Below are 20,147 nucleotides of genomic sequence, written 5' to 3' on the forward strand. Positions count from 1 at the left end.
ATCAAGAGGAAGCATCCGGGATGTGGTGTCTGTGCGCCGTCCGGAATGGTCCTGGTCCCGAATGTCGGCACTGCATGAACGCAATCACTTGACCGCTTGCCAATTGCGGATATTTTGGTTGCGAAACGCAATTTCGCAAAAGTGCCTCAGCACCGATAAGTCGCACTTTGCAAAGGGGTCCGGACCGCAAGTTCTTGCAAAACCGGGCCACCAGGGAGCCTAAAGGAGGAATTTCATGGGCATTACTCTGCATTCATTCCGGCGCGCTGCGCTCGCCGGGGCTGCTATCACCGTCGCTTTTGCCGGTGCGGCCTTGGCCGACGCCAAGCTGCCGGACCAGTTGGCCTGGACGGCCTACGGCACCGGTACCGCCGGCTACAATCAGTCGGTCGCCATTGGTGGCGCGTTGAAAACCAAGCTTGGCGTCAATCTGCGCGTCCTGCCGGGCAAGAACGATGTTTCCCGGACCGAACCGCTCCGTCAGAAAAAGGTTCAATTCTCGGCCACTGGCGTCGGTGCCAGCTTCATGGCGCAGGAAGGTGCCTTCGATTTCGGCGCCAAGCGCTGGGGTCCGCAGCCGATCCGCGCGCTGATGATGAACAATGGCGCGATCGGTCTCGCCGTCGGTGTTGCCAATGATGTCGGCGTCAAGGAATACAAGGACCTGAAGGGCAAGCGCGTTGCCTGGGTCAAGGGATCACCGTCCCTGAACGTCAATACCGAAGCCTATCTCGCCTTCGGCGGCCTGACCTGGGACGATGTCGAGAAGGTCGAGTTCGGCGGTTTCGGGGCGTCCTGGGCCGGCATGGTGAACGGCCAGGTCGACGCGGCCTTTGCCTCCACCAGCTCCGGCAAGGCTTATGAAATGGAAGCCAGCCCGCGCGGCCTTCTGTGGCCGCCGGTCCCGGCAAGCGACACTGCTGGCTGGGCGCGTATGACCGAGATCGCACCGTTCTTCCAGCCGACCATGGCCACCGTCGGTGCCACTATCAAGAAAGAAAGCCCGGCCGCGACAGCTGCTTATCCGTACCCGGTTCTGGTTGCCTATCCGGATCAGGACGAAGATCTCGTCTACAACATGACGAAGGCAATGGTCGAACTGTTCGACGACTATGCCGGCAAGGCCCCGGGCATCAATGGATGGGCGCTGGACAAGCAGAACCTGAAATGGGTCGTGCCGTATCATGCCGGCGCCATCAGGTTCTTCAAAGAGGTCGGCAAGTGGGGTGACGCAGAAGAGGCGCACAACAACGAGCTGCTGCGGCGCCAGGACGTTCTGCAGAAAGCCTGGGCCGACTTCCTGACCAAGAACGTCGCCGAAGACTCTTGGGCCACGGAATGGCGGACTTCCCGTCATGCGGCACTGAAAGCTGCCGGTCTTGGCGCGGTCTTCTAAGGCGCGCGAACTCTCCCTTCAAGGCCCGGGGACGGCGCATGGTGCGCCGTCCCCGGGTGATTCCCGGTGCAGCATTTTTGAGTTGAGGCGCTCCCCATGAGTGAGCAGATTTCCCCGTCCTCCAAAACGGACAACGACACTGGTAGCGAAGTCGACGAGAAGCTGCGCACACGCCCGCTCAGTGGCATCGCAAAATGGATCTTTGTCCTGTTCACCGCGGCTGCCATCCTGCTGTCGGTCAATCAGCTCTTCAACTTGCAGTTCTTCGCCGGGGTTGTGATCCTGGAAGGGCGCTATCTTTTTCTGCTCGCGGGACTGTTCCTGTCTCTGACTTTTCTGTCCTTTCCGCTGCGCGGCGAGCCCGGCGCCTCGGTTGCCTGGTACGACTGGGCGCTTGCCGCCCTTGCCGCAGCAGTCTCCGGCTATTTCGCCTACACGGCTGACATCAGCCTGGAACAGGGCTGGGAATATGCGCCGCCCGAGACCGCGCGCTGGATTTCCTTCCTGTTCTGGGCCCTCATCATGGAGGCGACCAGACGCGCAGGCGGCCTGGTGATTTTCCTGATCGTTTTCGTCTTCTCGCTTTACCCGACCTTCGCGGACATCATGCCGGGACCCATTTCGGGTTTCTCGCAGCCATTCGTAGACGTGATTCCCTATCACATCATTTCCTCGGAGAGCTCTTTCGGGATTCCGATGCGGGCTTTCGGCAATCTGGTGATCGGGTTCATCATCTTCGGCGCGGCCCTGCAATATACCGGTGGCGGCGCGTTCTTTAACAACCTCGCGCTCGCGCTGGTCGGCAATCTGCGCGGCGGCGCCGCGAAAGTGGCGATCTTCGCTTCCGGCTTCATGGGCTCGCTCTCCGGCAGTGTGATCTCGAACGTGCTGACCACAGGCGCGATCTCCATTCCGGCAATGAAGAAGACCGGGTTTCCGGCCCGCTACGCAGCCGGCACGGAAGCCTGCGCCTCCACGGGTGGCGTGCTGATGCCGCCGGTCATGGGCACGACGGCTTTTGTCATGGCGTCCTTCCTCGGCCGGCCTTACCTGGAAATTGCCGCTGCCGCTGCCATTCCGTCGTTGCTCTACTATTTCGGTCTGTTCATCCAGATCGACGCCTATGCGGCGCGCCATAATCTGAAAGGCATTCCGCGGGAGCAGCTCCCGTCGATCTGGCAGACGATGAAAGAGGGCTGGTACTACCTGTTCGTCTTTGCCCTGCTGATTTTCCTGATGATGTTCCTGCGCCAGGAAACCTGGGCACCGTTCTACGCCACGGCCCTGCTGCTGATCATCAATCAGCTTTCAAGCAAGCATCGCTTCGATATCAAGGGCTTCTTCAATCTGATCTACAGCGTCGGACGCGGCCTGACGGAACTGGTTGCTGTGCTGCTCGGCATCGGCCTGATCGTCGGTGCCTTCTCGGCGACCGGCCTTGCCGGAACCCTGGTGAACGACCTGATCTTCCTTGCCGGCGGCTCGGTCTTCATGCTGCTGGTCATGGGGGCAATCACCAGCTTCATCTTCGGCATGGGGATGACGGTGACGGCCTGCTACATCTTCCTCGCCGTGGTGCTCGCCCCGGCGCTTGTGAAAGCGGGCCTCAACGAGCTGGCAGTCCACCTCTTCATCCTCTACTGGGGCATGGTGTCCTATATCACCCCGCCGGTTGCGCTCGGTGCTTTCGCGGCTGCCACCCTGGCCCGGACCAACGCGCTTGCCGCTGGTGTCGAAGCCATGCGGCTCGGCAGCATCATCTATTTCGTGCCGTTCTTCTTCGTGCTGAATCCGGCCCTGATCGGTGAGGGCGAACCCGCGGAAGTGATCTTTGTGCTGGCAACCGCGCTTCTCGGTGTTTATCTCATCGGCAGCGCGCTGCAGGGATATATCGCCGGTTTCGGAAGCGTCGGATCCGGCACGGTTCCGATGGCGGCACGGGCCCTGCTGCTGATCGGCGGGCTGTTCTTCGCTGCCCCGGGGGATGTGATTCCCGGGATGTCGCACCTGCACATGACGCTGATTGGCGCGATGCTCAGTGCGCCGGTCCTGCTTTTCGCCCGGATGAAGCGGCGCAGGGCGGCAGCAATCAGCGGATAAGGTAGGGGTTGGTGCGGCGGGGGACGGTGCCATACAAGCACCGTCCTGCGGCGAAAGGCATCGGCCGTGCTGGTGTCGCCCTGCACCTCCGTTGCCATCCGCCGCCATGCCGCGCCGCCCGCTCTGTTTAGGTGAGGCATGTAACGAAGTGATTGCTGTTCAATGACTTTCCGATGTCGCTTGGTCTGGAAACAGGCATAATTCTGTCGAAAAACATCAAGGTGGCCGGGGACAAGACCCTTCTTTGGCTGAATTCGACTGGATAATTTTCCGCCCGGACGCGAAGATACCGTCCCAAATCTCGCGAACATGGCCGTCGGTCCAGGTCCTTGGACGCACCGCGACGATTTCCACGGCTTCTGTTCTCCACTGATCGCTGTCTCTGAGGAAGCACCATGTCCGCCGACCTTATCCCCGTCTTTGACGGCCATAATGACACTCTGCTGCGCCTGGTCCTTGACCGTGACAACCGGGATGTGAAGAGCTTCTTCGTGGCGGGAAAATCGGGGCACATTGATCTTCCGCGCGCCCGCAAGGGCGGATTCTGCGGCGGGCTGTTCGCGATGTTCACGCCGTCACGGGGGCTGAGTGAGAAAACCCTGGATCTGTCGCCTGACGATCCGGGAAACTTCGCTCCAGTGGCGCAGAAGGTCGCCGAGCCATTTACCCGGAAAATGTTTGAAATGGCACGGGCCATCGAGCGGCTCTCCGACGGAGATGTCGTGATCGCGCATTCTGCCGGCGAGGCCCGGCAGGCCATGGCAAACGGCAGACTGGCAATCATTCTGCACATCGAAGGGGTGGAGTGCCTCAGCCCCGACCTTTCCAACCTGCATGGGCTCTATCAGGCTGGATTGCGGTCTCTCGGTCCGGTCTGGAGCCGGAAAAACGCTTTCGCCGATGGTGTGCCGATGGATTTCCCGGGATCGCCCGATACAGGTACAGGACTGACAGAGGCTGGCCGGGACCTGATCCGGGCCTGCAATACGATGGGGATCATGATCGATCTTTCGCACATCACGGAAAAAGGCTTCTGGGATGTCGCGAAACTGTCAACCAAGCCCCTTGTGGCGTCTCACTCGAACGCACATGCGATCTGCCAGTCGCCGCGCAATCTGACCGACCGGCAGCTGGATGCCGTGCGTGCGAGCGGCGGTCTGGTTGGTGTCAATTTTCATGTCGGCTTCCTGCGTCCGGATGGCGCAAAGGATGCTTCGACCGATCTGGACCAGATCGTCGCTCATACCGACCATCTGCTCGAAAAGCTCGGCGAGGACGGCGTTGCGTTCGGTTCGGATTTTGACGGCTGTACAGTACCGTCGGCGCTGGGAGATGCGGCCGGCATGCCCCGGCTGATCGATCGGTATCGGCAGGCGGGCTATGGTGAGGCCTTGATCCGCAAGATTGCGGCGGAGAACTGGCTCTCCCTTCTGGAGCGGACCGGTATTTAGGTCACGCGAGACAAGAGAGCCATCCCGGACCTCGGGCGAGGTCCGGGATGTGCGTGTCGGTCAGTCGACCTTCAGGTTTGCAGCAAAAGCACGGCCGCGGCGGGAATCTTCTTCAAGATCGAAAGTGATCTTGGTGCCGTCGGGCAGGTCGCTCAGACCAGCGGTCTGCAGAGCGGTGATGTGCACGAACACATCTGCGCCACCGTCATCCGGTTTGATGAAGCCATAGCCTTTGGTGGTGTTGAACCACTTAACTGTTCCTGTCGGCATTTTCATCTCCTTGTCTAATCAATGCCAATTTCATAACCGTCCCGAATTCCCGGTCCGGCTGTGACTCGAACGCCAGTTATGCAGCTTCCCGGCGTTTCGATTGCTTGCGCCGGAGGGTGGTTTCACCTCCGCCGCCATTCGGTTTTCCATGCGGAGCTTTCGGCTTGTTGCCTGACTTCTGCGGACGGCGATCCGATTTCTCGCCGGAACCGTTCGCCTCTTTCTTACCAAAAGACTGACCGCCGCCGCGTTTCGGACCACGTCCCTTGCCGGAGCCGTTCGGACGCTGGCCACGGCGGTTTCCGCCGTCGTTTGCAGGGCGCCGTTCGGGAGCCGTTCCGCCGATCACTTCGATCTTCTGTCCGGTCAGGCGTTCGATATCGAGCAGATAGGCGAATTCGTCCGGATCGCAGAGAGACAATGCAGCACCGTCGGTGCCGGCCCGCGCCGTGCGGCCGATACGGTGCACATAGCTTTCCGGTTCGTTCGGCAGCTCGAAATTGATCACGTGGGTGATGTCGCTGACATCGATCCCGCGCGCGGCGATATCGGTGGCCACGAGTGCACGGCAGGCGCCGTTGCGGAACCGCTGCAGGGCCCGCTGGCGCGCGCTCTGGGTCTTGTTTCCGTGCAGGGCTTCGGATTCGATGCCTGAGGCGGTGAGCATCTTCGCGACCCGGTCGGCCTTGTGCTTGGTCCGGGTGAAGATGATGACCTTGTTGAAGTCGGGGTTCGACAGAACCTCGAGCAGGAGCCCTTGCTTCGCGCCAGAGGCGACATGATGGACACTCTGGTGAATGCGCTCCACCGTCAGCTGTTCCGGCGTCACTTCGACCCGGCCCGGCTCTTTCAGCAGGAACTGCGCCAGCTGTTCGACTTTCGGCGGCATGGTGGCGGAGAACAACAGGCTCTGACGTGCCGTCGGGATCATCTTGGCGATCTTGCGCACGTCATTGATGAAGCCCATGTCGAGCATCCGGTCGGCTTCGTCGAGCACCAGATGCGTGACGGAGCCGAGTGTGACGCAATCCCGTGCCACGAGATCGAGCAGGCGGCCCGGCGTGGCGATCAGGATGTCCGCGCCGCGGCCGAGGGCGGCACGCTGCGGCCCGAAGGCGACACCACCAACGACAACGACTTTCCGCAGGCTGAGATGCCGCGTATAGGTCGAGATGCTCTCGCCGATCTGAACCGCGAGTTCGCGAGTCGGAGCGAGGATAAGGGCCCGGACGGTTTTTGGAGGCGGCCTGCGCCGTCCTGCTTTGTCCGCTTCGCTGAGCTGATGCAATATCGGCAACGCAAACGCGGCCGTCTTTCCCGTGCCGGTCTGGGCGATCGCGAGCAGGTCGCGCCGGTCCAGAAGCAAGGGAATCGATTGCTGTTGGATGGGAGTGGGGGTTTCGTATCCAGCGTCTTTCAAAGCACGCAGGATGGGCTCGCACAAGGCGAGCTCTGAAAAATTAGTAGCAGTCACAGAGTCATTTGGTCCATTGCAACGTAGCGCTATCGGGTCCGCAGACCATAGACAGGGCACCGTATCTGGCCGTCTTCCACGCGCACTTGGAGCAAACGGAGATTTATCCAATTGCAGGGTAACAGAAGGCCCTTCAAAGACCGACGCGCGATCACCCCACGTTGCCATAGAAGTGATGGTTAAGATCCGAGAAGTCAAGAATTTGATTTCGCAGTGCGGGATAGCGCGGCCAGCCGGGGCCGCGCCGGACGGATCACGGAACGCCGATCGCATCCGCCTGCTGTTTCAACTGCGCCTTCAATATCTTCCCCGTCGCGGTCGCCGGGAGGGCCCGCAGGAAGACGTAGTGGCTCGGACATTTGTAGGGGGCGAGATTGGCCCGCATATGGGCTTCCAGGGCCTCCTTTTCTATGGTCCGCCCGGCGATCGGCTGGATGAAAGCCACCACCTCCTCGTTATCTTTCGCCACACGGCCGACGACGGCCGAAATGGCGATGTCGGGATGCTGGGCAAGAACACCTTCAACCTCGGCGGGATAGACATTGAAGCCCGACCGGATGATCAGCTCCTTCAGCCGGCCGACGACATAGAGATTGCCGTCGGCGTCCGTCCGTCCGAGATCGCCGGACTTGAACCAGCCATCAGATGTCATGACCTGGGCGGTTTGCTCCGCGTCGCGATAATAGCCCTTCATCACATTGGGGCCGCGAATCCAGATCTCCCCAACATCGCCGGTCGCCGTCGGCAGGCCCGTATCCCGGTGGGCGATCCTGAACTCAACATCGGGGATCGCCGGGCCAACGGTTTCGTCCGTCGCCGGACGGTCCATCCGGGTGGTGGTCACGGTCGGCGCCGTTTCTGTCAGGCCATAGCCGTTGTGCAGCGGCTGCTTCCACATGGCTTCTATTCTGGTCTTGATCGCAAGGTCGAGCGGCGCGCCGCCGGCGGAGAGATAGCGCAGCCTGGGCGCGGGCAGCGGCGCGCCGGTTTTCGATGCAAGTTCCAGCAGGTGGGCATACATGGCCGGGACACCCTGGAAAATGGTGACGCCATCCTCGGCAAGCGCCCGTGCGGCATCTTTCGGCGCAAATCTGGAGACGGTGCGGAGATGCCCGCCATGGGCCAGCGTGCCGAGGAAGACCGAGGCAAGGCCGAAAACATGTGACGTCGGCAGAACCCCATAGGCGAGATCCTTCGGTCCGATATTCCGGATGCTGCCGGAGACTTCGGCGATGAACAGCAGGTTGTCATGGGTCAGCATGACGCCCTTGGGCTGTCCGGTGGTCCCCGACGTATAGATCAGCGCCGCGACCTGATCTGTCCCGTCGATGCCGGGCGGCTCGGTCTCGGCGGCATCGTTCAGCGGGCCGATCTGCACGCCGGCCAGCGGCGCCATGTCGAACGGTACGGCGCCGGCGGCTGCCGCATGGGTTGCCGCGTCCGGTGACACTCCGGTGGTGTAGAGCGTGGCCCGGGCACCGGCATGGGCCGTGATCTTCAGGATCTCGTTGCCGGTGAGCCGGGCATTGACCAGAACGGTCCAGGCGCCGATCCGGGACAGGGCGAAGATCAGGACCTGCAGGGCGGCGGCATTCTCGTTGACCAGCACCACCCGGTCGCCGGCACGCACGCCGGAGTTGGTCAGTGCCCGCGCCGCGTTGTCCACGGCGTCTTTCAGGCCGCGCCCGTCGAGCGCGATGTCGTCGTCGCTCAACAGGATGCGGTCGGCGGCATCGTCCGCTCTGCGGTCGACGATCGCGTGGAGATACGAGCCTTTTGAAAAGCTGCGTTCGAAACTCTCGGTCATTTCAGGTCCGTCCGGTCGGCAGGCAAGCTGGTGGATATGTCGTTCAGGTGTTAGAGGCGACGACACGAAAACTCTGGCTGCCCATGGTCAGGGTTTCCGCCAGCCGCATCAGACGTGGCCCGAGATCGGTCTCCAGCTTTTCGCGGGACAGCAGGAAGCTCGGGCCGCCGCAATTGAGCGCGAAAATGGCCGAACGGTCCGGCATGACGACCGGGACACCGACGGCATGGACATCCTTGTGCCAGTCGGCGAGCGAAAAGGTGAAACCGTAATTGGCGATATCCCTGATCGCCTGGTCCACGCCCTCTTTCAGCCGGGCATAGCGCTCCGGCTCTTTCCGCTCGATATGTTCCATGAGATAGCCGCGTTCGTCTGCCGGCAAGGCCGCGAGAAAAGCGCGCCCCATGGCGGTTTCGGCGATCGGAATGCGGGAGCCGACATCAAGGCGGAGTGTCAGTGCGCCATCGCCGCGGCAGGTTTCCAGATAGAGCATCTCGAGCCGGTCGCGGGTGCCGAGAGAGATGGCGGCGTCCACGTCATTCGCCATCTGCTGCATCAGCGGGCGGGCCCGGGCGCGGATGTCGAGATTGGAGAGAAAGGAATAGCCGAGGGACAGGACGCTCGGGCCAAGCTGATAGAGCCCGGTGCTGTCGTCCAGGGTCAGATAGTCAAGTGTCGTCAGCGTATGGGTCAGGCGGGAAATTGTCGGCTTTGGCAGCTTGGTGCGCTCCGCGAGTTCCTGGTTGCCGAGGCCGCCATCTCCAGGCTTGAAGGCGCGCAGGATCTCGAGACCGCGGGCGAGGGCGGTAACGAATTGACGATCCTTGCCGTCTTCATTCTGATCGGTGTTACTGGACATCGTGCCTGGCCGTTCCCTTTTTCGATCCTGAGCCTTGAGGCTCAGGCCCTGCCTCTCGGTCGCGGGCAGGTTCGCTTTGAAATATGCCACGGCTGGCGCGCAAAGGTCAATTTGCGGAACTCAGTTCCGCGTGTCGAAATTAAGCCCGCTGAATCCGGTCGCAAACGACGGCCCGAAAGCCGCCAGGCTATGCTCGCGGCGATGTCATTTCGATCTGCCGCCGAGCTGTATTAGCGTGCGCGCCGCAAAACATCTGCTGGCAGAAATGGAGTTCCTATCGTGCTTTTTCGACGCGGCATGGCGACGCTCTCGGTCATATTGGGCCTCTTCGGTGGATCCTCCGCAGGCGCGGCTGACAAGGCCTCCACGGAATGGACGCAGGTGCTGGAGGCCGCGCGGGGCCAGACCGTTTACTGGAACGCCTGGGGCGGGGATCCCCGGATCAACGCCTATATCGACTGGGCCGGAGAACAGGCGCATGAGCGATTCGGTGTCTCTGTCGTACATGTGAAGCTGACGGATACGGCCGAGGCTGTTGCCCGTGTGCTTGCCGAGAAGTCCGCCGGGCGGAGCGAAGGCGGTGCGGTCGACCTGATCTGGATCAACGGAGAAAATTTTGCCGCCATGAAGCGGAACGGACTGCTGTTCGGGCCGTGGCTCGACCGGCTTCCGAATCACAGGCTGACCGATCCGGCGAATAACCCGGAACTCAACCTGGATTTCGGGGTTGCTGTCGATGGGCTTGAAATGCCCTGGGCGCGGGCCCGGCTGGTTTTTTATCGCGACACGGTCGTTCTGCCGGAGCCGCCGCTGAACACCGACGCCTTGCTTGCCTGGACCCGCGAAAATCCGGGCCGTTTCACCTATCCGCTGCCGCCCAGCTTTCTTGGGACGACCTTTCTCAAGCAGGTTCTGATCGAGCGCGCCGCCAATTCATCGGCACTTTACAATCCTGTATCGGAAGCCGATTTCGCGGCCATTTCCAAGCCGCTGTGTGATTATCTCGACGCTTTGCACCCGACGCTCTGGCGTCAGGCGCGCAGTTTCCCGGAAAATGCCGGCGGCATGCGCCGCCTGATGAGTGACGGGGAGATCGATATCGCCTTCGCTTTCAGCCAGGCCGACGCGTCTGCGGGAATCGACAGTGGCGAGCTGCCGGCGACGGTGCGCAATTACGTCTTTGACGCGGGCACCATCGGCAATGTCAGCTTCCTCGCCATTCCGTTCAATGCGGGCCACAGCAACGCAGCCATGGTGCTGGCGAACTTCCTGCTCTCACCGGAGGCGCAGATGCGCAAGCAGGATCCCGCTTATTGGGGCTCGGCCACGGTTTTGTCCCTCGGGCAGCTGACTAGAGAACAGGCGGACGCATTCCGAAACCTTGATCTCGGACCGGCGGCATTGCCGGCGGATCAGCTCGGCACCATGCTGGCGGAGCCGCATCCAAGCTGGACCGAGGCGCTTGAGGCGGAGTGGGTGCGGCGGTACGGGGTCCGGTGACCCTGTCATCGGCGGTGCCGGGCAAATGCTGAGACTTGCCCCCTATCTGGTCGCGGCCATCCTGACCCTCCCGGTTCTTGCAGGAATGCTCGGGGCGTTGATCCCATCCTTCGGATTCCTGCCGGTACTCGGAAAGACCGATGTCGGGTTCGGGCCCTGGCGGGCCTTGCTCGCCTGGCCGGGACTGGGGACATCAGTTCTGCTCTCCTTCCTCTCCGGATTGGTGACGGCCGCCATCGCGCTCTCTCTGGCGTTGCTGTTCCTCGCAATATTCTTCGAGACAAGGGCGTTCACCTGGCTCCGGCAGGCGATTGCGCCGCTGCTGGCGGTCCCGCATGCGGCGGCGGCGTTCGCGCTGGCCTTCCTGATTGCCCCCTCCGGGTTTCTCGCCCGGCTGATGTCGCCCTGGGCGACCGGCTGGCAGCGCCCGCCGGATCTGCTGATCGTGCAGGATGAATGGGGCCTCTCCCTGATGGCGGGGCTGGTGATGAAGGAAGTGCCGTTCCTGTTGCTCATGGCGTTGGCGCCGCTTGCGCAGATCCACGCGGGCGAGCGGATGCGGCTGGCCCGGTCCTTCGGGTACGGACGGGTCTCGGCCTGGTTCAAGACGATTGTTCCCGCGCTTTACCCGCTGTTGCGGTTGCCGGTCTATGCGGTGATCGCCTATTCCTCGGCCAATATCGACGTGGCGCTGATCCTGGGGCCGGTCTCGCCGCCGCCGCTGGCAGTGCAGATTTTGCGCTGGTCGAACGATCCGGATCTCGATTTCAGGATGATCGCGTCGGCCGGCGCGATCCTGCAATTCGTCGTGACGGCAGGCGCGATTGCCGTCTGGATCCTGGCGGAACGCTGTGTCGGACTGTTGGTGCGTGGCCAGCTTGTGTCCGGTCGAAGAGTGGCCGGTGATGCCGGTTTTGCAACGCTGGGGCGGGGTTTGTTTCCGGTGCTCATTCTCGCCTCCATGCTCGGTATTGCCGCCCTTGGCCTGAATGCTTTCGCCCGGGTCTGGCGCTTCCCCGATGCATTGCCTGGCCGCTGGACGATGGCGCACTGGCAGAGCGTCGCGGAAACGGCCGGCGGGCCGATCGCGGCGACGCTCTGGATCGCTCTGCTGACAACGCTTCTGTCCGTTGTGCTGGTGGTGTGCGTTCTTGAAAACGAACGGCAGCGCGGCGCGCGCTCCGGCCGGGCTCTGGAATTTCTGATCTATGTGCCGCTCCTGGTGCCCCAGATCGGGTTCATTTTCGGTCTGGTGCTGCTGGCCGAGATGGCGGGTGCCCCTCCGGGCGGCGGTCTGGTCGCGGCGGGACATGTCATCTTCGTGCTGCCGTACGTCTATCTCTCGCTGGCGGAAGCCTACCGGCGGCAGGACCCTGCCTGGACGAAGCTCGCCCGGACGCTGGGTCAGAGCGCGTCCGGCGCGTTCTGGAAGGTCCGCCTGCCGATGCTGCTGACGCCGCTCCTGACGGCCTTTGCCGTCGGCGCGGCCATCAGCATCGGCCAGTATCTGGTGACCCGCCTGCTCGGCGCCGGCCGGGTGGAGACGGTGACGACGGAGGCTATCGCGCTTGCCGCCGGGGGCGACCGCCGGCTGATCGGAGCCTGGGCCCTGACGCAGGCCATCCTGCCGGTGGCCGGGTTTGCGCTGGCGCTTGCCGCACCACGCCTGATCTGGCGCAATCGTCGCGGTATGCTGGGAGGGAGCCGGTGAGTTTGGGACTGGGATTGAAAGATGTCCGGATCACCTTGGAGGGCCGGGAATTGCTGGCGCTCGATTGCATGATCGCGCCTGGAGAGGTGCTGACCGTCATGGGGCCTTCCGGTTCCGGCAAGTCGACATTGCTGTCCTTTGTCGCGGGATTTCTGACCGCCCCGTTCACGGCTGAGGGCCGGATCGAGCTGAATGGCGCCGATATCACCGACGCGGCGCCGGAGCTCCGGCATGTCGGGTTGCTGTTCCAGGACCCGATGCTGTTTCCGCATCTGAATGTCGGCGGCAACCTGTTGTTCGGCATGCCGCCGGGAGGTCGTGCCCGCGCCACGGCTGCAGGGGAGGCGTTGGCACGGTTCGGCCTGGACGGTTTCATGGACCGGGACCCGGCGACGCTTTCAGGCGGCCAGGCGTCCCGCGTCGCACTGCTGCGGCTTCTGCTGTCGGAGCCGAAAGCGGCGCTTCTGGACGAGCCGTTCTCGAAGCTCGACCGGCACCTGCGCGGGGACATCAGGCGCTTCACCTTTGAGCGCCTGCGGGATGCCGGACTGCCGTCGATCCTGGTCACCCACGACCCTGAGGATGCGGAGGCTGCCGGAGGTCCGGTCGTCGAGCTGGCCATTTAAGCCAAAACTGTGAAATCGGTCCGCTTCCGAACGCGAAGGGAGCGAACACGGATCGGCGCTGGACCGGATGCTGAACTTGGCGTTATCCAAGTAAATTCTTTGGATTGGGAGATCCCGACATGAGCACTGCTGTCAATCGCCGCTGGCTGCTGGCATCGCGCCCCGAGGGCGCGCCGGTAGTGGAAAATTTCCGCTTCGACGAGGCCGTGCTTCCGGTGCCCGGTCCCGGCGAAATGCTGCTGCGGGTGATCTATCTCTCCCTGGATCCCTATATGCGCGGCCGCATGAGCGACGCGAAATCCTATGCCGCACCGGTGCCGATCGGCGGACTCATGGAAGGCGAGACCGTCGCCGAGGTCATGGAATCGCACAACCCCGATTTCGTGCCCGGTGATATCGTGCTTGCCCGCATCGGGTGGCAGAGCTACGGGCTGTCTGATGGCAGCGGCGTGCGCAAGATCGCGCGCGGCTCCGTGCCGATTTCCACAGCGCTGGGTGTGCTCGGCATGCCCGGGCTGACCGCCTATGCCGGGCTGAAGAATATCGGCATGCCGAAAGCCGGTGAGACGGTTGTGGTGGCCGCCGCGTCGGGCCCGGTCGGCTCCGCTGTCGGGCAGATCGCGAGAATCCGCGGCGCCCGGGCCGTCGGCATCGCCGGTGGGGCGGAGAAGTGCGCTTACCTGATCGACGAGCTTGGTTTCGATGCTGCGGTCGATCACCGTGCCCCCGATTTCGCCGAGCAGCTTGCCAGGGCCTGCCCGGACGGCATCGATGTCTATTTCGAGAATGTCAGCGGCAAGGTGTTCGACGCGGTCTTCCCGCTGTTTAACCAGTTTGCCCGGATGCCGGTCTGCGGCACGATCGCCTTCTACAACGCGACGGGCTTTCCCGAAATGGAAACGATCGTGCCGGCGCTGATGCGCGCGGTGCTGACCAAGCGGCTCCGAATTCAGGGCTTCATCGTCTATGATTTCGCCTCCGACTATCCTGATTTTGCCCGCGATATGGCCGGCTGGATCGCCGAGGGGCGGGTCAAGTATCGTGAGGATGTCGTGGACGGCATCGAGAAGGCGCCAGACGCGTTCATCGGCCTCCTCAAGGGAAAGAATTTCGGAAAGATGGTGGTCAGAGTAGGGCCGGACTCAATAGACGAATAACCGGAAGAGTCGCTGGCGTTCACAGAGAGCACAAATCTCTGGATTGTCGCCGCGTGGCAATTGACAGCACGGCACCGAACCGCAAGGCTCGTCGGGTGCCGCAGTCAGGCACCGAGTGGCAAGACGGCTTCGGGGGCGGGCCATGTCCGATCAGGCAATCAGCGATGCATATTCCGAGCGGCCCTGGGAGGCTCCGGACCGGCATGAGCCGGTGGTGCGGCTGCGCGGGATCGTCAAAAAATTCGGCAACATAGAAGCGGTCGCCGGGATTGATCTCGACGTCTATCGCGGTGAGATTTTCTGCCTGCTGGGCGGCTCCGGCTGTGGCAAGACGACCTTGCTGCGCATGCTCGCCGGGCTCGAATCGCCCAATGCCGGCAGCATCGAAATCGATGGCGAGGACGTGACAGGACTGCCGCCCTATGAGCGGCCGGTGAACATGATGTTCCAGAGCTATGCGCTGTTCCCGCATATGAGCGTGGCGGCGAATGTGGCCTTCGGCCTGAAACGCGACGGCGTCCGCGGCGATGAGCTTGAATCCCGGGTTTCCGATGCCCTGGCGCAGCTGGAGCTGACCGATTTCGCCGGCCGCCGGCCGCACCAGCTGTCCGGTGGCCAGCGCCAGCGGGTCGCCCTGGCCCGTGCCATCGTGAAGCGCCCCAAACTCCTGCTGCTGGATGAGCCGCTTGGCGCGCTCGACAAGCGGCTGCGCGAGAATGCCCAGTATCAGCTGATCAAACTCGCGGACGATACCGGCATCACCATGATCGTGGTCACGCATGATCAGGAAGAGGCCATGGTGCTGTCGACCCGCTCCGCCGTTATGGACAAGGGGCAGGTGCGGCAGGTCGGCACCCCTACGGAGCTGTACGAACGGCCGGGATCGCGTTTTGTCGGTGCCTTCCTCGGCAACATCACCCTGTTCGACGGCACGGTCGCCGCGATCCGTGACGGGATCGCGGAACTGAAGGCAGATGGCCTGAACGCGCCGCTGTTCGCTGCCGCCGGTCAGGTGGCGGTGGGGTCTCGCGGTGCACTCGCGGTGCGGCCGGAGAAGGTCCGGATCGGACGTCAGGGAACCGCTCCGGAAGGCCAGGTCAACCGGCTCGGCGGAACGGTCGAGGGCCTCGCCTATCTGGGGGACGTCACCTCCTACAGGGTGCGGACGGAACACGGGACACTGGTCGAGGTGACGCGGGCCAACAGCGAGAATGCGGCCAAGCGCGACGTTGACTGGGATGATCGGGTTGATCTCTGGTTCGAGCCCGAAAACGCGCTCTTGCTCGGAGCCGACTAGATGGCGGACGCATCGGCATCCGGCCCGGCGACGGCAACTGCGGGAAAATCCTTCTGGTTCTCCGGCAAGGGGGCGGTCGCGGGCATTCCCTATCTGTGGCTGTTCGTGTTTTTCCTGGTTCCCTTCGCCATCGTGTTCCGGATTTCCCTGTCGGAGCCGATGATCGCGCAGCCGCCCTATTCGCCCCTGTTTGGTGCGGACGGCAGCTATCAGGGCTCGTTCTTCAATTATCAACTGCTGTTCGAAGAGGCGCTGTTTCGCAGCGCCTATCTGAACTCGCTCTGGGTCGCGGGCGTCTCGACGCTGGTCACTCTGCTGATCGGCTATCCGATGGCCTATATCATCGCCCGGGCCCGGCCGATGGTGCGCAATCTTCTGCTGATGGCGGTCATGCTGCCGTTCTGGAGCTCGTTCCTACTCCGGGTCTACGCGCTCAAGACGATCATGGCCGATACCGGTCTGGCGAACGGACTGCTGCTCCATCTGGGCCTGATAGACGCGCCCATCCGCATGCTGCAGACCGACTTCGCGCTCTATGTCGGTATTTCCTACACCTATCTGCCCTTTATGATCCTGCCGCTCTACGCGACGCTGGAGCGGCTCGACTGGTCTCTGGTGGAGGCGGCGGAGGATCTCGGCTGCCGGCCCTGGAAGGGCTTTCTGCTGATCACCCTTCCGCTATCGGTCCCCGGCATGATCGCCGGGGCCATGCTGGTTTTCATTCCGGCGACCGGCGAGTTCGTCATCCCGAACATGCTCGGTGCCTCGGATACCCTGATGGTCGGCCGGATGCTCTGGGACACCTTCTTCAGCGAGCGTGACTGGACACTGGCCTCCTCCCTGGCGGTGGTGCTGCTGCTGCTGCTCGTCCTGCCGATCATGCTGTTCCAGATCGTCCAGGCGAGACGGGAGCAACGGGCGTGAGCCGGCGGGGCGGCAAGATGGCATTGCTGGGGCTGGTGGTTGCCGGTTTCGCCTTTCTCTATCTGCCGCTGGTCGTGCTCGTGCTGTTCAGTTTCAATGCCTCGAAGCTGGTCAGCGTCTGGGGCGGCTGGTCGACGAAATGGTATGTGGAACTGTTCAGCAACGAGCAGATCCTGAATGCGGCCTGGCTTTCCCTGAAGATCGCCATGATCAACGCCACCGGCGCGACCCTGCTCGGCACCATGGCGGGTCTGGTGCTGGCCCGGTTCGGCAGGTTCGGCGGGCGGACCCTGTTTACCGGGCTGATCGCGGCGCCGCTGGTCATGCCGGATGTGATCATCGGCATCAGCCTGCTGCTCACCTTCGTGTCCATGGAGCAGCTGGTCGGCTGGCCGCACGGGCGCGGCCTCGACACTATCCTGATCGCCCACATCACCTTTTCGACGGCCTATGTCGCGGTCGTCGTGCAGTCCCGGGCAAGCGGTCTTGATCGCTCGATCGAGGAGGCGGCGCTGGATCTCGGCGCCCGCCCGATGACGGCCTTCCTGCTGGTCACCCTGCCCATGCTGGCCCCCGCACTGGCCTCCGGCTGGCTGCTCGCCTTCACGCTTTCGCTGGATGACCTGGTGATTGCCAGCTTCGTCTCCGGGCCCGGATCCTCGACCCTGCCGATGGTGATCTTCTCCAAGGTTCGGCTCGGCGTGACGCCGGAGATCAATGCGCTGGCCACACTCCTGATCGGAGCGGTCGCGCTTGCCGCCGGGGCGGCGACCTGGATCCAGATCAGGCGGTCGAACCGAGCCTGAGCAGCGCCTGTCGATCGATCTTGCCGGTACCGGTCTTCGGCAGGTCTTCCAGGTAGATGAAGTCGCGTGGTGCCTTGTGGGGCAGCAGGGTCTCCCGGATATAGGTTTTCATGGCGGCGGTCAGATCATCGCCCGGCTCTGCGCCATCAGCCGGCCTGACAAAGGCGCGCAGGATCGTCCGGCGATCGGCCAGCTGCACTGCGGCGACGGCGCATTCCAGGATGTACGGGTGTTCGTTCAGGCAAAGCTCGACTTCCATCGGATAGAGCCACTGGCCGCTGACCTTCACCAGATCGTCGACCCGGCCGAGGAAGAAATAGAATCCGTCCTCGTCGCAGCGGAACCGGTCACCGGTATAGATCCAGCCATCGCGCATTGTCTCGGCAGTCTTGTCCGGCCGGTTCCAGTAACAGGGGGCGTTTGAATCGCCGCGTACCGACAATACGCCGTCTTCTCCTGTTGCCACCGGGGCGCCGTCCGGCGTTGTCAGCATGACCTGATAACCGGGCACCCGCCTGCCGGCGGCGCCGATTTTTTTCTCTGTCGCTGTGTTCGAGAGATAGATGTGCAGGACCTCGGTCGAGCCCAGTCCCTCCACGATCTCGTGCCCGAAGCGATCCTTCCAGGCATCGAAGATTTCCTGCGACAGGATCTCTGCCGCTGAAATGCACATGCGCACGGAGGAAAGGTCTGCGCTCGCGGCGGCAGGGTCCTTGATCATCGCCGTATAGAGCGTCGGCAGGCCGAACAGCAGGGTCGGCTTGAAACGGGCGGCCATCTTGAAGACGGCGTCAGGCTTGGGCCTGCCCGAAAACAGGACAACGCTGGCACCCGCATGGAACGGGAAGGCGAGGGCATTGCCGAAGCCGTAGGCGAAGAAGATCTTCGGAATCGAGAAGCAGATATCGTTCGGGCCGATTTTCAGAATGTGCCGGGCATAGCTTTCCGCCGTGTAAAGCGCGTCATGCTGCAGGTGGAGAATGCCTTTCGGCCGCCCGGTGGAGCCCGAGGAATACATCATGAAGGCGGGATCGTCCCGGCCGGTCGGTGCCGCGTCGAGCGCCGCGCTCTGTTCAGCCAGCCAGTTGCCGCCGCTGATGGCTTCGGGCACGCCCGACGGCCCGGCTCCGTTGACCGAGACAGCGATGAGGGATGCCAGCACAGAGGTGTCGAGCGCCGTTACCGTATCGGCATGTTCTTCATCGAAGATCAGGACACGTGCGCCGGCATCCTCGAGATAGAAGGAAATCAGATCGGGGGTAGACAGTGTGTTGGCCAGAATGGGCACCAGCCCCGCCCGGATGGCACCGAAGATCGCGGCGGGATAGGCCGGTGTGTCGGACATCAGCAGCAACACCCGGTCGCCGCGATCGAGGCCAAGCGCCAGCAGACCGTTCCCGAACCGGCTGGCATCCTCCGCCAACGCGCCGTAAGTCCGCGGCCCGGTGTCGGAAAAGACCGCAATCTTGTCTGAAAGTCCCCGATCCAGATTGTCGTAGAGCAGGCTGGAGGCGTTGTAGCGCTCGGGCACGGAAAACCCGATTTCCGCGGATTCCTGCGCGTCTCTGGGAACGCTGTCGCGGATCGTCTCCGGCATCATGGCCGGGCTCCCGCGTCGCCGGTCCAGTGCGGGCTGTAGGTGGCGAAGAATTCTGGCGCCAGGCGCTGCAGCCTTTCATCGTCCATGCGGCCGCTGCGCTGGATATAGGAATAGGCGAAATCGGCCGGAGCCAGCTTCATATGGCTGGCGAAATCCTCGTACCAGGCCGCGCTTGTGTTCGCCGCGCGGACAATCTTTTCCGTAATCGGTTTGCGGGCAGCTTCGTAGGCGGCAAGCGCGGCCGGAATGTCGTCCGGCGTGGCAAGTACGGCCTTTGAGAGGGCGAGGGCATCCTCCATCGCCAGCCGGGTACCCGAGCCGATGCTGAAATGCGCCGTATGGACGGCATCGCCGATCAGCACATGCTTGCCGCTGTGCCAGCTCTTGCAGGAGAGTTTCGGGAAACGGCGCCAGTAGGAATTGTTCGTGATCAGGCTATGGCCCTGCAGCACGTCCGCGAAGACCTCCTCACAATAGGCTTTGGTCTCCGCTTCTCCCATGCCTTCAAAGCCAGCGGCCTGCCAGGTGTCCTCGTCCGTCTCGACGATGAAGGTGCTGAGGGTTGGGGTGTAGCGGTAGTGATGGGCGTTGAACGGCCCGTCTTCCGAGCGCCGGAACGACTGGGTGAGGGTATCGAATGGCCGGTCCGTGCCATACCAGATGAAGCGGTTTTCCAGCTGCGGCATCTCAATGCCGTAATCCGTCCCATCGCCGCGAATGAAAGAGTTCAGCCCGTCCGCCCCGACGATCAGATCCGCATCGTCCAGCCGGGACAGGTTGTCAGCTTCGGTTTCGAACCGGGGCTCGATGCCGACACTCCGGGCCCGTTCCGTCAGGATCTTGATCAGGTCGAGCCGTCCGATGGCGGCGAAGCCCATTCCGTCGATATCGATCCGCTCCCCTTCAAGGTCGAGCGTCAGGTTCCGCCATGTTTCCATGGCGGGCAGGATCGCATCGTGTGTCTCGGGATCATCCGCCGCCATGAAGGCCAGCGCCTGGTCCGAAAACACCACGCCGAAGCCGAAGGTCGCGCCTTCCGGGTTGCGCTCCACAAGCGTTACCTCGAAGTCTGGCCGCTGCCGCTTCACAAGGTAAGAGAAGTACAGCCCGGCCGGACCGCCGCCGATAATTTCAATGCGCATTGGCATTTCCCCATTTAATTGCCGCCA

At 62.9% G+C, this 20,147-nt stretch carries 16 protein-coding genes; 10 read left to right on the forward strand and 6 right to left on the reverse strand.

Going from position 1 to position 20,147, the window contains the following annotated elements; genetic code table 11:
- Window positions 1-235: 235 nt before the first annotated feature.
- The 3 genes from RH950_RS06250 (at window position 236) to RH950_RS06260 (ending at window position 4,947) form a co-directional block, all read left to right on the forward strand.
- On the forward strand, window positions 236-1,396 hold the full coding sequence (locus RH950_RS06250) for a TAXI family TRAP transporter solute-binding subunit (RefSeq protein ID WP_350054789.1): 1,161 nt from the start codon (window positions 236-238) through the stop codon (window positions 1,394-1,396).
- A gap of 96 nt (window positions 1,397-1,492) precedes the next feature.
- The gene (locus RH950_RS06255; RefSeq protein ID WP_350054791.1) at window positions 1,493-3,496 is read left to right on the forward strand and encodes a TRAP transporter permease; all 2,004 of its coding nucleotides are present in this window, start codon (window positions 1,493-1,495) and stop codon (window positions 3,494-3,496) included.
- A 395-nt stretch (window positions 3,497-3,891) separates the two neighbouring features.
- Complete coding sequence (locus RH950_RS06260) at window positions 3,892-4,947, forward strand: dipeptidase (RefSeq protein ID WP_350054793.1); 1,056 nt, start codon at window positions 3,892-3,894, stop codon at window positions 4,945-4,947.
- A 60-nt stretch (window positions 4,948-5,007) separates the two neighbouring features.
- Here RH950_RS06260 and RH950_RS06265 read toward each other — a convergent pair whose 3' ends face one another.
- The 4 genes from RH950_RS06265 to RH950_RS06280 all read right to left on the reverse strand — a co-directional run bounded on the left by RH950_RS06265 (window position 5,008) and on the right by RH950_RS06280 (window position 9,357).
- Window positions 5,008-5,217, reverse strand: coding sequence for a cold-shock protein (locus RH950_RS06265; RefSeq protein ID WP_350054796.1), 210 nt, complete (start codon window positions 5,215-5,217; stop codon window positions 5,008-5,010).
- A gap of 76 nt (window positions 5,218-5,293) precedes the next feature.
- Window positions 5,294-6,691 (reverse strand): DEAD/DEAH box helicase, encoded by a 1,398-nt coding sequence (locus RH950_RS06270; RefSeq protein ID WP_502889726.1) that lies wholly within the window; start codon window positions 6,689-6,691, stop codon window positions 5,294-5,296.
- Window positions 6,692-6,944: 253 nt separating this feature from the next.
- Window positions 6,945-8,498 (reverse strand): class I adenylate-forming enzyme family protein, encoded by a 1,554-nt coding sequence (locus RH950_RS06275; RefSeq protein WP_350054800.1) that lies wholly within the window; start codon window positions 8,496-8,498, stop codon window positions 6,945-6,947.
- 43 nt (window positions 8,499-8,541) lie between these two features.
- Complete coding sequence (locus RH950_RS06280; protein ID WP_350054802.1) at window positions 8,542-9,357, reverse strand: IclR family transcriptional regulator; 816 nt, start codon at window positions 9,355-9,357, stop codon at window positions 8,542-8,544.
- 279 nt (window positions 9,358-9,636) lie between these two features.
- Between RH950_RS06280 and RH950_RS06285 the strand changes: the two genes are divergently transcribed.
- The 7 genes from RH950_RS06285 (at window position 9,637) to RH950_RS06315 (ending at window position 17,378) form a co-directional block, all read left to right on the forward strand.
- Window positions 9,637-10,857, forward strand: a complete 1,221-nt coding sequence (locus RH950_RS06285) for an ABC transporter substrate-binding protein (RefSeq protein ID WP_350054804.1) — start codon at window positions 9,637-9,639, stop codon at window positions 10,855-10,857.
- A gap of 25 nt (window positions 10,858-10,882) precedes the next feature.
- A complete protein-coding gene (locus RH950_RS06290) occupies window positions 10,883-12,568 on the forward strand; it encodes an ABC transporter permease (protein ID WP_350054807.1) in 1,686 nt (561 codons plus the stop codon).
- Complete coding sequence (locus RH950_RS06295; RefSeq protein ID WP_350054809.1) at window positions 12,565-13,194, forward strand: ATP-binding cassette domain-containing protein; 630 nt, start codon at window positions 12,565-12,567, stop codon at window positions 13,192-13,194. The genes RH950_RS06290 and RH950_RS06295 overlap by 4 nt, the downstream gene beginning before the upstream one ends.
- Window positions 13,195-13,313: 119 nt before the next feature.
- Window positions 13,314-14,351: an NADPH-dependent curcumin/dihydrocurcumin reductase gene (gene curA, locus RH950_RS06300; protein ID WP_350054811.1), complete on the forward strand. Its 1,038-nt coding sequence runs from the start codon at window positions 13,314-13,316 to the stop codon at window positions 14,349-14,351.
- A 142-nt stretch (window positions 14,352-14,493) separates the two neighbouring features.
- Window positions 14,494-15,648, forward strand: coding sequence for an ABC transporter ATP-binding protein (locus RH950_RS06305; protein ID WP_350054813.1), 1,155 nt, complete (start codon window positions 14,494-14,496; stop codon window positions 15,646-15,648).
- Window positions 15,649-16,572 carry an ABC transporter permease subunit gene (locus tag RH950_RS06310; protein WP_350054815.1) on the forward strand — a complete coding sequence of 308 codons (924 nt, stop codon included), beginning with the start codon at window positions 15,649-15,651 and terminating at the stop codon, window positions 16,570-16,572.
- A 17-nt stretch (window positions 16,573-16,589) separates the two neighbouring features.
- Window positions 16,590-17,378 (forward strand): ABC transporter permease subunit, encoded by a 789-nt coding sequence (locus tag RH950_RS06315; RefSeq protein WP_350055544.1) that lies wholly within the window; start codon window positions 16,590-16,592, stop codon window positions 17,376-17,378.
- Here RH950_RS06315 and RH950_RS06320 read toward each other — a convergent pair.
- The gene (locus tag RH950_RS06320) at window positions 17,356-18,978 is read right to left on the reverse strand and encodes a benzoate-CoA ligase family protein (protein ID WP_350054817.1); all 1,623 of its coding nucleotides are present in this window, start codon (window positions 18,976-18,978) and stop codon (window positions 17,356-17,358) included. The genes RH950_RS06315 and RH950_RS06320 overlap by 23 nt on opposite strands.
- Window positions 18,975-20,120: an FAD-dependent monooxygenase gene (locus RH950_RS06325; protein ID WP_350054819.1), complete on the reverse strand. Its 1,146-nt coding sequence runs from the start codon at window positions 20,118-20,120 to the stop codon at window positions 18,975-18,977. The genes RH950_RS06320 and RH950_RS06325 overlap by 4 nt, the downstream gene beginning before the upstream one ends.
- Window positions 20,121-20,147 lie beyond the last annotated feature (27 nt).

The organism is Nisaea sp., assembly GCF_040217065.1.
Classification (GTDB): domain Bacteria; phylum Pseudomonadota; class Alphaproteobacteria; order Thalassobaculales; family Thalassobaculaceae; genus Nisaea.